Raw genomic sequence first — 13,867 nt, forward strand, 5'->3', positions numbered from 1 at the left:
GGAGGTGATCCTTTTGCCTATAGAGGAAGTGCTTTCAGGCCCAATGTGTTATTTAATGTTATTGTTGATATTACCAATACGCCAAAAATTGAAGCAAAAAGAAATTTAAATTCAAAAGAGCGGGAAGAGTTTATTGCAGTGCTTCTGAAAAGAGAAGGAGTTGAATCTACATTGCTGGAATTTGATGCGACACCTTTTGTAAATACGCCATTTACTGCAGCAATTGCAGCCAGAGATAAAACTTTATCAAGAGCTTTATTAAATTATCTCAAAGAAACAAACCATGAATTATTGATTACGCCAAATCAAAAAATAATGTCAGGACAGTTTGGAAAAAATACCCCCCTGGTATTAGCAATTAAAACAAACAATGAAGAGCTGGCTTTGGATCTATTACCTTTTTATACCAATGAGTTACTGCGTCAGCGTATAACATGGGCAAACAGTAATGCTCTTGAACTGGCTCATTTAGCAAGATTCAATCGTCTGCTTCCCGTCATGGTGGCAACAGCTCAGGGTCTTACAATGGATGAAGCTACTCATTTTCAATCATTGTATGATGGATGTCCGCGTGGGAATAATATATGGCATGATTTATATGAATCAGATATGTTCCTTAATGACGAAGGAGATTTTATTGAGGATAGAGAGAGAGTTTTAAATCCTGTCCTCTACCATACTTCACAATATATTCATAAGCCTGTTTAACTTGATTGGTGAGGTAGTCGTGAAAAGTTTATTTTTCTATTGCATTTTTTATCGGATTATCTCAGTCATTTCTCACCTTGTTCACCGCGTATAGTTGTACCAACAGAGTCTATTCAACCATGCCAACGTCTGGTACAGTCGGGCAGTAAAAATCCGAAAAACTGTTTCAATAGCCTTAAGTCCGACAGTCTCCTGGTCTGCAAGCCATGAGGAAAATTGCATAACACCTGGTATTTGACGTTGTGTCCGGGATGCCTTCGGTGTCCCGTAACCCAGGTGTTATGTTTTTACCCAACTCATTAAATATTTAATTCAATAATGAAAGCAGTTATACTCACTACAATATCCCTCCTGGCTTTTGCTGGAAATTCCATTCTTTGCAGAATGGCTTTGGGTGAACAAGAAATAGATGCTGCAAGCTTTACTTCTATTCGTCTCTTGTCTGGTATCATTTCTCTGGTTGTACTCTATAAATTACTAAACCCTGGTGACAAAAAAATTGCAAAAGGCAGCTGGTATGCTTCCGTTATGTTGTTTATTTATGCCGTTACCTTCTCCTATGCATACATTATTTTAGATACCGGAATTGGGGCACTAATCCTGTTTACCTCGGTGCAAATCACCATGATTCTGGCCAATTTTATTTCAGGCGTAAAAGTTCGCTTCATTGAATGGATTGGTATTACTACCGCTTTTTCTGGCTTCATGTATTTGGTGGCACCAACCTTATCCACACCTTCCCTGAATGGTTTTATTCTGATGGCAGTCTCTGGCATTGCATGGGGGATGTATACGTTAGCGGGTAAAGAATCCACCAATCCGTTGAGTGATACAATGTGTAACTTTATTAGAACGTTGCCTTTCCTTATCGCCCTGACAGTTCTTACTATTGAATCCTCACACCTTTCCCTGAAAGGAATTATTCTTGCAGTTTTGGCAGGCGCTCTGACCTCAGGCATTGGTTATACCCTGTGGTACATAGCATTAGGCAGACTTTCTGCAGTACAAGCTGCTGTTGTGCAACTTCTGGTGCCTGTAATGGCAGCAGCAGGCGGCACATTACTCATTGATGAGGCTGTATCCATGCGATTGGTTCTATCCTCAATTGTTATACTTGGTGGGATATTCACGGTGATATCCGGTAAACAATACGTTGGGAAACCTCTGCAAACAAAAAAATAACACAAACGAGCGTCTCCGGAGTCAAAAGTAAAAACGATAGCACCGGACATTCATCGGGCAGCCCCCAAATCAGGCGTGATCTGCCAGAAAGTGAGGACCTCTTTCCCGTTGTGATATACCCTGGTTTGTAAAGAGCGGCTGCAGGAGCTGAACTCAAAATCTCTGATCTGTCCTTCTGGCCGCCATCGGTTTTTTTCCTGCCAGGTTCCGTCGCTGCTCAACCCAAGGAGCAACAGGCTGCCGTCGTCGGTTCGTGCGGCAAGCAGGCAGCCTTGCCGGTTAAAGTGTGCCTCCAGAATAGACAGGTTAACACGTTGCATCGACCATTGACCGCTACCAGTGTACCGATATATTTCCGTGCTCTCTGATTTACCTCCGCACACCAGCGCATTGCCCCGGGGGCTGGCCTTCAGGAGGGTGCTGGAATTCAGTGCGTGTGCCCACTCCCACTGTCCTGACTCACCACGGTGCCAGATACTGGCTCTCAGTTCATTGTCGTCTACACTCAGCGACGACGCTGCCATCATAAAACACAGCAGCCGTGAGTTCATGGAAAACTTAATGTCTGGCAGGTCCCGCAGCACTTGCCCTGCTCCGTCAATATAAGCCTGATCCTCCATAACCGGCGAACAGCTGTCGTCGTCCAGGCTCCAGATGTCGAAGCCATTGATAGTGGCAACAACCAGCAGTCTGCCATCAGGGCTAAAATCAACGCTGAGCAAAAAGCAGTGGTGTGGGTCACTGTGTGTTTTGGTAATGGTCACCTTGTGTGACCAGCGTTGGTTATGATCAAGCCCGGCAACTTTGACATAAAACTCTTTTTCTGCACCCGGAATCGTCTCATCGTATATCCCGAGGTCATCAGACCATGCGGCAAAATGGCGACTATCCGGGCTGAATGCCATATCAAACTCCATATTGTCAAACAGTCGGTCATTGTCCAACGCTGCCCGGCTGGCTGCAGCAGCATCGCTGCTCAGCCCAAAGTCAATTTTGCTGCTACATGACCATAACCCATCATCACACCGGGTGATGAAAGAGACCTCAGCACCGTCGAACAGGGCAAGATATTGGCTATCAGGACTAAAACGAATTTCATGGTTATCACCCCAGCTTAAAGCATTATTATGCCGCCAGTTGCCATCGGTCCCGCAACACAGGATGGCCCCTCCCGATTTACGGTCAATGCACACCAGCGACTTGCCATCGTCGGATACGATCATTTCATTTATACGACGGTGACCCAGGCTGTGATAAATATCGGCTCCTGTCATTTGCTGAACCTCGGACCAGTTACCGGAATCACTGCGCCTGACAACTGACAACAAGAATTCGTGAGCACTACCACCGCGGTCAGGCACGGATGGCTCACCGGACGACCGGCGAGAGGGGAGAAACAGAATATTGCCCCCGGGCTGGTTGTGCATGTTTATTCCCGTCGTGTAATCCATCGAACACTCCCGATGCCAGCTACCACTGTTGTCCGGAGCCCAGATATGCATGGCTCTGGCCCGGCTGTCTTCATTGATCAGGCAGTTGTGGTTGGTGTTCAGGAAAAAAGCCGACACAATCGGCAGGAACTCCATACGCCCGGAAGCTTTCAGAGTGACTGATGGTGCATGAATCACCTGTTGACAGAAATGGTTGGTGTAATAGGCACAAAGCGCTTCTGGTCTGCACTGGACAGGGTGACAGGGACTGAAAACGGTGGGTACCGTCCTGAGGTGGTGCAGCAGTTGCTGATTACCGGTGGCCATCGCCTGATAAAAATGCTGCTCTGCCTTTGGCAGGGATAAAAAGTACTGGTAGTACTTGTGGAGCTGGCTTACCGACAGGCCACATTTATCATGCAAAATGGTACGTACCCTGCGGGACGACAACTCCAGGTTAGCCAGATCTTGAATCGAAAGATAACTTAACAGGTTAGCCAGTGAATCACCCGACAATGTGCCAATAAACCGGCCAAAGCCACTGGCCGAAAATTCAACGGGACTTTGTACTTCCTGATGGACCTGATGGACATCGCTGGTTTTGAGGTGTTTGACGATGCAATACATAGACAGACCTTCCGGTTAACCTGATAACAGGAAGGTTCAGGATAGTAGAGCCTGCGGAGAATTAAACCGAAGATTGATGCTATTCGGAGCAGGAAAACAACATTGATGTGGATAAAGAATTGCCGATGATGACGCGGTTTAGCTCACTGGACCGTCATTGTTGTCTGTTATCGTATCTGACTGGCCTGTTAGTGATTTATGGCAAGGTAAATTGTTAACTGGTAATCCAATTACTAATAAGCTCATGGAGATAGCGTATTATGGATGCTGCAAGTTTTCCTGTCAGTCTTGATCAAACAATAAACCCTATCCCTTCCACTCGTGAGGCATCGGTCAGAGCTGCAAAATGCTTTGGTCGAACTCTATGCAAGATGGCCATCGTCGTTCCTTATGTTTTGTATCACGCCTTTAGCATAGGCACTGAATGCATATTTGGTGCTGGTGGTGCTGCTGTCGGTGCCGTAAGAGGTGGCACTGTCAAGCTGGCCAGAGCGGCAGGAGCAAAGCTTGGCCTGTGCGAGAGGTCAACAAAGCCTCTGAAGGAATACATCATCAAAGACTTCCATCGGGGTGCTAATGTTGGCTGGCTTCCCGGTCAAATCATTGGAGCTGCTGTGGTGGCGTCCAATTTACTGCTGCTTGCGCACCCCATCACACTTGGTGTTTGTGGCGCTGTTTTTGGCACATACGCCATTGCAGAAGGTGTCATTGCCTACAAGGAAATCAAAGCCACTGGACACTCGGATACGGAAGAATTTTCCAAAAATTTATTGAAAGGTACCCGTCAACAGGTCAGAAATTTTCATGATTTCCTTTATGGTGAACTGGATGAAGGCAGTACTTTCAACCCTAACGATATAATTCACTAAAAAATAGTCGTTTAATGAGCCCGGTTTATTCCCTGTTAATGCAGCTAATTCCTGCAGCAGGGATTAACCAATAAGAATACTAATGGAGGTAACATAAAATGGATTCTGTCACCGTTCCTGTCGTTCCTAATGCAACAACAACACCCATCCCTTCAACTGGAGAGGCATCGGTAAGAGCTGCAAAGTGCTTTGGTCGAGTTGTATGCAAGTTGTTTATAGCTGTTCCCTACGTTTTATTTGAGTCCTTAAGCATAAGTACTGAGGTCATATGTGGTGTCGGTGGTGCTGCTGTCGGTGCCATAAGAGGTGGTTCTGTCAAGCTGGCCAGAGCGGCAGGAGCAAAGCTGGGTCTGTGCGAGAAGTCAACAAAGCCCCTGAAGGAATACGTCATCAAAGATTTCCACCGGGGTGCTAATCTTGGCTGGCTTCCTGGTCAAATCGTTGGTGCGGCTGGGGTCGTGGCCTCTTTGCCGGTGCTTGTAAACCCAACCATGCTGATTGCTGAGGGTATTAATTTTGGAATTTACGGCCTGGTAACCACTGGATTTGCCTACGATGAAATAAAACGAGATGGGCATTCATGTGCTGAAGATCATTCCAAAACTATGTTGAGCGATCTTCGCCATCAGTTTAGAGAGTTGCATGATTTCATCTATGGTGACAAACAGCCTTGACAGTCTGCCCAGGGCAGTTGAGTGTTTCTCTGAATATACGCTGGTTTGCCGAGGTCAGCCTTTCTGCCAGTGAGTTGAACGATTATTGTTGACTCCGGCAGGAATTTAAGTATGATTCGCCCTCGTTGACGCAGCGCGCTCGTAGCTCAGCTGGATAGAGTACCTGGCTACGAACCAGGCGGTCGGAGGTTCGAATCCTCCCGAGCGCGCCATATCAGAAAAGCCCATCTTGATGATGGGCTTTTTTTTGTCCGCAAAAAAGTAGCTGTTAAACTTCTGTCGTGTTGTTACGCAAGGGATTACCAGAAGGCGGGCTCTGCCACTGACAAAAAACAGGTTTGTGACAAATTGGTTAATCCCTACAGAAGAGTTGCGTAAGACATACTCCGGTAAGCAGTGGCGTTGACGATGCAGTTAAAACCGGATAATTCTGATTATCGTGGTTTTTTATTAAAGCTAAATAATCTCCATCTTTTTTTTGAGTGGGCTTTTAGATTCTCCTCGGCAGTGATCAGGGCTTGTCGGCAGGTCTCATTGTTCAGGAGGACTGCGAGTTTCAATGGGGTGGCTCCTGAAGTCGTGGTAGCCTTGATACTGGCCCCGCCATTGAGCAGGGGTTCCAGGCAGGCTATGCTATTTCGCCAGACAGCGATGTGCAAAGGGGTGGCTCTTGGAAGCATGGATCTTGAAGCCGTGACAGCGTTGATATTAGCCCCGCCATTGAGCAGGGTTGGCAAGCAGTCTATGTTGTTCTTGTAGACAGCGATGTGCAAAGGGGTGATACCATCCTCAGAAGGGGCGGCGTTGGGATCCGCCCCTGCATTGAGCAGGGTTTGCAGGATGTCGCTATAGTTTTTCCGGGCAGCAATGTACATAGGGGTAGACCCATCAGCCAGGGCGGCGTTGACATCTGCCCCAGCAGCAATCAGGGTTTGAACGCAGGCGAGATGCCCCTTGAAGGCAGTCACGTACAGTAAATAAACATTTTTCCCTGTAACTGCAGATCTGAACGTCTTCCGGGCAATGGTTTTATCCTGCGTCAACAATTTTTGTAACGTTTCCACGTCTCCAGTTCTGCAGGCTTGCAATGGCAGATCTTCGCAATAGGGGGAGTCTTCATGAAGCAAGGCACCCGATTCTCGTACCGCCGGTAACGGAAATTGCCGACAAATCGGACACGCCGAGCGAGAGGTTATAGGTGTTTCACGCATGTGTTCAGCGAAACAGTTCACATGATAGCGATGCTGACATTCAGTCACGATGACGGGAGATACTTGACGCCCATCGAGTTGCTCGTAGCAGATGGGGCATTCGTTTTCATATTCTCTTACCTCCGAGATCATATCTTCTAACAACTCGCACATTGCGGGTTGGGCTGCTGAAATATGCATAGGTCAGTCTATTCCTCATAGTGTTTTAGTACTTAGGTTACAAAAAACCGGAAAAGTTCAAACTTTCGTACAGAAATAGAAAAACTGCCGATGACATCCTCTGCCAACAGGGGGGGGGGTAAGCCCCGCAGCCCAATTATTCATTATTAGTTTATGGCCGGGTTATCAGGCGCTGGCTGCGGTCACCATCAGGCCTGACTGCGCAGTGCTGCCCAGCTGCTCTTCAGTTTGCTGTGCCAGGTAAAGATCGCGATAGTGTCCTTCCTGTTGCAGCAGCTGTTCATGGGTGCCACGCTGAACAATTTTGCCTTTATCCATCACCAGAATCTGGTCGGCATCCTGAATGGTTGACAGACGGTGAGCCACGGCAATGGTGGTCCGGTTTTCCCGCAGAGTAATCAGCGCCTCTTTAATATGGTGCTCTGTCTCACCATCGATATTGGCGGTGGCTTCATCCAGCAGCAGAATTTTCGGATTCTGGGCAATGGTCCTGGCAAATGACAATAGCTGCCTTTCACCGGTGGACAGTGCTTTGCCTCCGGGTCCGGGCTTATGTTCATAGCCTTCTTCCAGCCCCCGGATAAACGGGTCCGCATGCACTTTTCTGGCCGCTGCCTGAATGTGTTCATCGGTGATCTGGCGATGGTTCAGGCTGATATTTTCGGCCATCGTGCCACTGAAAATATAAGGCTCCTGGAATACCAGACCCAACCCCTGGCGCAATGTGTCTTCCGGCAGGGTGGACAAAGGCTGGTTATCGATCAGAATCTGGCCTTCCTGGTGTTGATAGAAGCGCATCAACAGGTTGATCACCGAGCTTTTACCACTGCCACTGTGACCCACAATGGCAACAAACTGCCCCGGCTCGACGGTGAAGCTGACATTATCCAGCGCCAGGTTTTTCGAGTCATAAGACAGTGTTACGTTATTGAATGCCAGCTTGCCACTATGAATCTCCGGGCTCTGACCATTGCCCTGACCATAGTGAGTGTCTTCTGTCTTTTCGTTCAATACCTGGAACAGTCTTTCCGAGGCCACCAGAGATTGCTGCAGGCTGCTCATCTGCATGGTGATCTGCCGGAAAGGTTCAAAGAATCGTCCAAGGTAATTGATAAAGGCGTAGAGCGTACCCACCTCGACCAGAGAAAACCCGGACCGATAGCCAAACCAGCCCACCACAACGGCCAGGGCAATACCATTGAGCAGGTGCGTGAAAGGCATCAGCAGCAGGCTGTCGATATTGATGTTCTTTTGCTTGAGCTGGCTCCACTGTTCATTGTCCCGGTCAAACTGTTGTTGCAGGTGCGCTTCCTGTCCCATGGCCTGGATAATACGCATGCCATTGAGGGATTCGTTGACACGGGTATTGATGTTGGCCAGCTGGCTGCGAACTCCGTGAATGACAGGGTGGCTGATTTTCTGGTAGAGGTGAATCGCCAGCAGCATGACCGGAATCAGCAGCGCTGTCATCAACATCAGTCGGATATCCAGCAGGGCCATGGCAATAAAGATACCCACCACCCGGAAAAAGGCCTGCAGAATCGCCGGAATCACGCCCACAAACATCTGGCGCAGTACTTCCGAATCATTGGTGATGCGGGATACCAGGCGGCCGGTTGGTTCGCTGTCAAAATAGTGCATGGGCAGCTTCAGCACATGGGCGAATAGCATCCGTCGAATGTCGTGCACCACCTTCAGGGCATTTTCCTGAAACATCACATTCTGTATGTATTGTAGAATGGCCGAACCCAGATAAGTACCAAACAGGGCTGCACCCATGATGGCAAGGCCCATATATTCATGAAGGGCATCATTCACTCCGGGGGTGATATGTTCATCCAGAATGATCTTCATCAGCCACGGTGCCAGCATTTCCAGGCTGGTGGCCAGCAGCAGGATCAGAAAGGCACCCAGAAACGGCCATTGATAGGGTTTGGCATAGCGAACCAGTCTGGCCAGTCCCCGGTAGCCTGATGTTTTTTTCTCGTCGTTGGCGATCACTGCATTATTCCTCAGGCAACATCGGACCGTTTGTTCACGGCATCGGGCTTCACTTCCAGAGGGTGCAGCAGGGCTCTTGCCTGCTGTCGGAAGATTTTTGCATACCAGTGTTCGGTCGTATTCTGTTCAGGCAGGTCGGTGGCTTCTTTAGCTTTAGAGAGCAGTTGTTCATGGTTGCCCTGCTCGATAATACGACCACGATCCAGTACCAGAATATGGTCCGCCTTAATCAGCTCGGGTAGCCGCTGCGTGACCAGAATGATGGTTTTCTTACCTTTCATGGCCATCAGGTTTTTCAGAATACGGGCTTCGGTTTTCATATCCAGGGCACTGAAGGCATCGTCCAGCAGCAATATTTCACTGTCAGCCAGCAGGGCCCTGGCCAGTGCCAGACGTTGTTTCTGGCCTCCGGACAGGTTGATGCCGTTCTCACCCAGCAGGGTGTTGTAGCCATCCTTAAAGCCCATGATTTCGTCATCGATAGCTGCCAGTCTGGCGGCCTGTTCGACGGCCTGCTGGCTGGCATCCGGTGTGGAGAAGCGAATGTTGTCGGTGATGGTGCCGGAGAACAGCATGGGCTCCTGGGGGACCCAGGCCAGTTTTTTCCGCAGGGATGCCACACTCAGCTGTGGCAGCGGAATATTGCCCAGTTGGATGGAGGAGCCCTCAGGCAAATCAAATTCACGCAGGATCAGCCGGAGCAGAGTACTTTTACCGCTGCCGGTACGACCGGTAATCCCGATAAATGCGCCTGCGGGTATCTCGGCAGAGATACCCTGCAGTACCGGCTTCTGGTCCGCAACGGAGTCATAACCAAATGACCGGATGTTTATCGAAAGACGTGTGTCGTCCGGAGCCTGTCGTGCATCCGGTGCATTACTCACTTTGGGCTGGCGGGACAGCAGTTTTTCCAGACGCCCCCAGGAGGCACTGCCGCGCTGGAAGACATTGAACTGCCAGCCAAATTGCAGCATGGGGCCGAGCATCTGGCTAAGGTAAAGGGTGAAACTGGTTAACAGGCCCACCGTCATCTGTCCATGGCTGATCAGCCAGGCACCACCCACCAGGGCCAGTACAAAAGAGAGCCCGAAAAACAGGCTGATACTCGGGCCAAACAGGGCATCGACCCTGGCAACGCGGCTGTTCGCTGCCACCGCCTCCATGGACAGCTGTTCAAAACGCCGGGTTTGTCGTTCAGTCAACTGGTGTGCTTTGACCGCACGAATACCGGTGATGGATTCACGGGTCTCTTCGTTCAGATTGGAAAAAGCAGCCTGAGAGCGACCAAAGCGTGAGTACAAGGCCACACCGTAGCGCTTGGTCGCCCAGACCAGTACCGGGAAAGGCAGCATCGCCAGTAGGGTCAGTTGACCACTGACGAGGAATATCATGGCGAACAGAACGGTAAAGCCGGCGATCAGGGAGTCCACCAGGGTCATGATCCCGACCCCAACGCTCTCCTCAACCGCATTGAGGTCATTGGTGGCATGGGCCATCAGGTCACCGGTGGTATGGTGCTGATAAAACTCCGGAGAGAGCCGGGTAAAATGAGCAAACAACCGGCTGCGCTGCTGACGGATCAGCTCAATGGAAGCACCGTACAGCTTGGCTCGCCAGATATATCGGAAGCCATAGACGACGATACCCGTAATCAGTATCCCGGCAACATAACCGGCCAGTTCCCGGTTGGTAAGGCTGTTGTCTTTGATACTGTCAATCACATGGCCAATCAGCCAGGGTGGCAACAGGTTCAGGACAGAGACAATCTGCAGACAGATAAAGGCCAGCAGGTATTGCTGCCAGTAGTCCTTCAGAATAAACCGGAGTTTCCAGAGTAGTTTCAATGAACGGCCTTTTGGGTGCTGGGCGTTTAACACTTTTCATATCGCTTTCTGCGTTGCCTGCTGCGACTGCTTGTTCAGGAAGATATTGGCATGCTGAGGAAGAAAGCGCGATGAATTTAATTTGGTTCTATTGTGCTAATTAATAACCGACCATTGAACTTAAAATGATTCTTATCGTCAACGAGGTGATTACCGAATTCGGTGTTCGGAGTACGAGGCAGTGATGTGGCCAGGGGACGTAATAGGATAATAGTTGCTGATAGTTACCGCCTGAAATACAACGCCTGACGTAAGTGATCGGCAGGTGGTTGCGGGTACCGCACCTGCCGGAAAAGTCTCGTCCAGGGACTCTCGAAAAAACAAGGTCAACAAGCCCACGACCTCAACCGCGAAATACGTCAATGTCGCGGGAGTAATGCTCTTTTGCGACTTGACCGCTGATTGTGTTTCCGGATTTCTTCCGACACATAATAAGCCGGTGCGGCAACAAACGGTGATATTGGCGTTTTGCCGGGCACATCATCACTGAGTTTTCTGACTATGGCAAGACGACTTTGCAAAATCTTGTTATAACGTGCTTTTTCCTCAGCTGCGGTCCCCGCCAGGCACGATTGTTTGTGGGCATCAGGATCGACGTAGTAATCCATCAATAACTCCTGTCCGGCAGCAATGCCCTTGACGGCAATAGAGACGGGGATCGTAAAATTGCCAAAATCGGTTGTGATAGCGATAAACTCCACAGACGTATTGACATCTTCGGTCCTGTTGGCGGAATTCACAAAGTGAAAAGGCGTATAACGCTCGTTGTCCGGCAAAATGGCGACCAGACTAAAGGGGTCGTTAACCGCCCCTTCCTGAGTGTATTTTGAAAGCGTGCGCTGCGTTTGCTCTTTACCCCTGAGACCGGCCATCATGGTTCGGTAGTAACTCATGAAATCTGGCATATCGTCAGTAAACTTCTGATGCAAATATTCAAGTTTCCAATTGTGATTTTTTTTAGTCCACGATGGTTTGTTGAGTACATACCCGATACCCGAATAGATCCCGAGCAACTCCCCTTCTGGTACTTTCGCTCTGGCAAATACGCCGTAATTTTTTTCTGCCCCGTCAGGGCCGGTAAAACCATAATCAACCAGACGGTGTTCAAACCGCGCCAGAAAGTCTTGCCGGGCCTCAGCCTCTGACATCCGCAGCTGATCAATGACCCAACGCTGAATAAATGCATACTGCCCAATAGTGGGAGTCAGCAGACGGTGGGCAAAAGGGGAAAGCCAGACATATGGCTGGTAGGTGTGCCCGCAAGGGAGGTCAGAATCGTCACAGACCACAGTCTTGCCAATTGGTTTACTGAGCGCGTCGGGTCGATAACTGCCAGCGGTGATAACCTTAATACCGCTATGGGGTAACGGCTCATTCCGGGCTGACAAAACTTTTGTTTCTGTTATTACCCGGGCGATTAAGTCGGTGTCTGGCGGTGTATCTGCATCATCTGCGGGTCGCTCCCCGGGAACGCTATGTTCGCTGCCATGCCCCGGGTGGGCGAGTCCGGGTAAACGACTGTGAGCAGCAACGACGTTACGGGCGTAGGCCACACCCCGGGGCTGGCTATCCTCTGGTTTAGCGGTGTTGGATGACTGTCCTTCCACAAAACTGGCCATCCCTTGAGATGATAAGGTATTGGGCTGCATAATTGGTCACTTTAAGCTGACAAGAGTGTTGGATCAGACACATTATTTGCCCGAAAATTCAATATCCTGGTTAACCTTTGCGAAAGCGCCCGGGCAGAAAGTCTTTAAGCATGACCAGAAAACTGTAAACAGGGTATTTAAAGGTGGCGGGTTTGTTGTGCTCAAAAAAGAAATGCCCGACCAGTCTGACCTGAATATTGGTGGTATTGCTTTTGATCAGAAAAAAGAATCAATATACATAATAAACAACAGCTGTTTATCATTGGCTAATAACATTATTAATATTTTGGTAAGTTGCCTGTGGCTAAGTTATTCACTATTTTCTGGCGGTTTTTCCTGCTGGGCTGGACCAGCTTTGGCGGCCCGGCTGCCCATATCGGATATTTTCGTAATACCTTCGTTGAAAAACGCCAGTGGTTAACCGATGTTGAATATGCTCAACTGATTGCTCTCAGTCAGTTCCTGCCGGGCCCCGGTTCCAGCCAGATCGGCTTTGCCCTGGGCTACCGGAAGGCAGGATTGCCCGGCGGCATTGCAGCGTTTGCCGGTTTTACCTTACCGTCTTTTGCGATTCTGCTGGCGGTAGCCATGAGCAGTCAGCTGTTTCTGTCTGCTGACTGGTACCAGGGGATGATTGCCGGTTTGAAACTGCTGGCCGTTGTTGTGGTGGCGGATGCCACGGTGCAGATGTTCCGGTCTTTCTGTAAAAGTCAGTTGACTATTAGTCTGTGTATTTTCAGTGCCGCCCTGTTGCTGGTGTTTCCTGGTATTCTGGTTCAGATGGCTATTCTGGTTGCAGCTGCCCTGATTGGTTATCGCTGGTTGCCGGGCAAGGACGACAGCCAGATCAGGTGCCGCTTTGTTTTCTGGCCACTTATTCTGTTTACCGTTTTACTGTTTGGCCTGCCTTTGCTGGCTGATTATTCCCCCCTGGCAGCCGTAGTCAGTGACTTCTATCAGGCGGGCAGTATGGTGTTTGGCGGTGGCCATGTGGTTCTGCCATTGCTGCAGAGCACAACGGAAGGCATGATCAGCACCGATACCTTCCTGACTGGCTATGCCTCAGCCCAGGCGGTACCTGGCCCGATGTTTACCCTGGCTACGTATCTCGGATATTTTGCTTCCGGGTCGACTCCGATTCTGGGAGCTATTGCCGCGACGCTAGCTATATTCCTGCCTGGTTTTCTGCTGGTGATTGGTGTCCTTCCTGCCTGGCAGGCTCTGGCTGCACGAGCCCGGATTGCCGGGGCGATTGCCGGTATTAACGCTGCTGTTGTCGGGCTGCTGCTGTCTGCACTTTACTCGCCGGTATTTACCTCTGCGGTGCATTCGGCAATGGCGATGGCTCTGGTTCTGATTGGCTGCTTCCTGCTGCGTGCATTGAAGATTTCTGTTTTCTGGCTGGTGGTGCTATTTATTGGCGTTGGCGTGTTGGTGCTTTAAACCACTGCAA

The 13,867-nt window shown here is 49.6% G+C and carries 11 protein-coding genes and 1 tRNA gene; 6 read left to right on the forward strand and 6 right to left on the reverse strand.

What is annotated here, in order from left to right:
* Both ACO6V1_RS04305 and ACO6V1_RS04310 read left to right on the forward strand, forming a co-directional pair.
* Positions 1 to 708 (forward strand): hypothetical protein (locus ACO6V1_RS04305; protein WP_422465929.1); only part of this gene is annotated, 708 nt, incomplete at its 5' end.
* A gap of 318 nt (positions 709 to 1,026) precedes the next feature.
* Positions 1,027 to 1,890, forward strand: a complete 864-nt coding sequence (locus tag ACO6V1_RS04310) for a DMT family transporter (protein WP_422447241.1) — start codon at positions 1,027 to 1,029, stop codon at positions 1,888 to 1,890.
* A gap of 50 nt (positions 1,891 to 1,940) precedes the next feature.
* Here the strand turns inward: ACO6V1_RS04310 and ACO6V1_RS04315 are convergent, their stop codons facing one another.
* Entirely contained in the window at positions 1,941 to 3,947 is a 2,007-nt protein-coding gene (locus ACO6V1_RS04315; protein ID WP_422465931.1) for a hypothetical protein, read from the reverse strand.
* A gap of 260 nt (positions 3,948 to 4,207) precedes the next feature.
* On the opposite strand from ACO6V1_RS04315, the gene ACO6V1_RS04320 reads away from it, so the two are divergent.
* The 3 genes from ACO6V1_RS04320 to ACO6V1_RS04330 all read left to right on the forward strand — a co-directional run bounded on the left by ACO6V1_RS04320 (position 4,208) and on the right by ACO6V1_RS04330 (position 5,702).
* Positions 4,208 to 4,816: a hypothetical protein gene (locus ACO6V1_RS04320; protein ID WP_422465933.1), complete on the forward strand. Its 609-nt coding sequence runs from the start codon at positions 4,208 to 4,210 to the stop codon at positions 4,814 to 4,816.
* Positions 4,817 to 4,914: 98 nt separating this feature from the next.
* Positions 4,915 to 5,490: a hypothetical protein gene (locus tag ACO6V1_RS04325; RefSeq protein WP_422447235.1), complete on the forward strand. Its 576-nt coding sequence runs from the start codon at positions 4,915 to 4,917 to the stop codon at positions 5,488 to 5,490.
* Positions 5,491 to 5,625: 135 nt separating this feature from the next.
* Positions 5,626 to 5,702: transfer RNA gene (locus ACO6V1_RS04330), tRNA-Arg, on the forward strand.
* Between the two features lie 222 nt (positions 5,703 to 5,924).
* On the opposite strand, the gene ACO6V1_RS04335 is transcribed toward ACO6V1_RS04330, so the two are convergent.
* The 5 genes from ACO6V1_RS04335 to ACO6V1_RS04355 all read right to left on the reverse strand — a co-directional run bounded on the left by ACO6V1_RS04335 (position 5,925) and on the right by ACO6V1_RS04355 (position 12,634).
* Complete coding sequence (locus tag ACO6V1_RS04335; protein WP_422447233.1) at positions 5,925 to 6,881, reverse strand: ankyrin repeat domain-containing protein; 957 nt, start codon at positions 6,879 to 6,881, stop codon at positions 5,925 to 5,927.
* A gap of 165 nt (positions 6,882 to 7,046) precedes the next feature.
* Positions 7,047 to 8,882 (reverse strand): ABC transporter ATP-binding protein, encoded by a 1,836-nt coding sequence (locus ACO6V1_RS04340; RefSeq protein ID WP_422465934.1) that lies wholly within the window; start codon positions 8,880 to 8,882, stop codon positions 7,047 to 7,049.
* An 11-nt stretch (positions 8,883 to 8,893) separates the two neighbouring features.
* Complete coding sequence (locus tag ACO6V1_RS04345; protein WP_422465936.1) at positions 8,894 to 10,759, reverse strand: ABC transporter ATP-binding protein; 1,866 nt, start codon at positions 10,757 to 10,759, stop codon at positions 8,894 to 8,896.
* Positions 10,760 to 11,124: 365 nt separating this feature from the next.
* Positions 11,125 to 12,414, reverse strand: coding sequence for a hypothetical protein (locus tag ACO6V1_RS04350; RefSeq protein ID WP_422465938.1), 1,290 nt, complete (start codon positions 12,412 to 12,414; stop codon positions 11,125 to 11,127).
* 70 nt (positions 12,415 to 12,484) lie between these two features.
* Positions 12,485 to 12,634, reverse strand: a complete 150-nt coding sequence (locus tag ACO6V1_RS04355; protein WP_422465994.1) for an Mpo1-like protein — start codon at positions 12,632 to 12,634, stop codon at positions 12,485 to 12,487.
* A gap of 80 nt (positions 12,635 to 12,714) precedes the next feature.
* Here ACO6V1_RS04355 and chrA point away from each other — a divergent pair, with 80 nt between their 5' ends.
* Positions 12,715 to 13,857, forward strand: coding sequence for a chromate efflux transporter (gene chrA / locus ACO6V1_RS04360; protein WP_422465940.1), 1,143 nt, complete (start codon positions 12,715 to 12,717; stop codon positions 13,855 to 13,857).
* Positions 13,858 to 13,867 lie beyond the last annotated feature (10 nt).

Source organism: Endozoicomonas sp. ALC013, assembly GCF_049310205.1.
Lineage (GTDB): Bacteria > Pseudomonadota > Gammaproteobacteria > Pseudomonadales > Endozoicomonadaceae > Endozoicomonas.

Bases quoted from the DNA above. Each gene is read 5' to 3' on its own strand.
- ACO6V1_RS04320 (WP_422465933.1), top strand. From the start codon at position 4,208: ATGGATGCTGCAAGTTTTCCTGTCAGTCTTGATCAAACAATAAACCCT.
- ACO6V1_RS04335 (WP_422447233.1), bottom strand. From the start codon at position 6,881: ATGCATATTTCAGCAGCCCAACCCGCAATGTGCGAGTTGTTAGAAGAT.
- ACO6V1_RS04315 (WP_422465931.1), bottom strand. From the start codon at position 3,947: ATGTATTGCATCGTCAAACACCTCAAAACCAGCGATGTCCATCAGGTC.
- ACO6V1_RS04325 (WP_422447235.1), top strand. From the start codon at position 4,915: ATGGATTCTGTCACCGTTCCTGTCGTTCCTAATGCAACAACAACACCC.
- ACO6V1_RS04310 (WP_422447241.1), top strand. From the start codon at position 1,027: ATGAAAGCAGTTATACTCACTACAATATCCCTCCTGGCTTTTGCTGGA.
- ACO6V1_RS04350 (WP_422465938.1), bottom strand. From the start codon at position 12,414: ATGCAGCCCAATACCTTATCATCTCAAGGGATGGCCAGTTTTGTGGAA.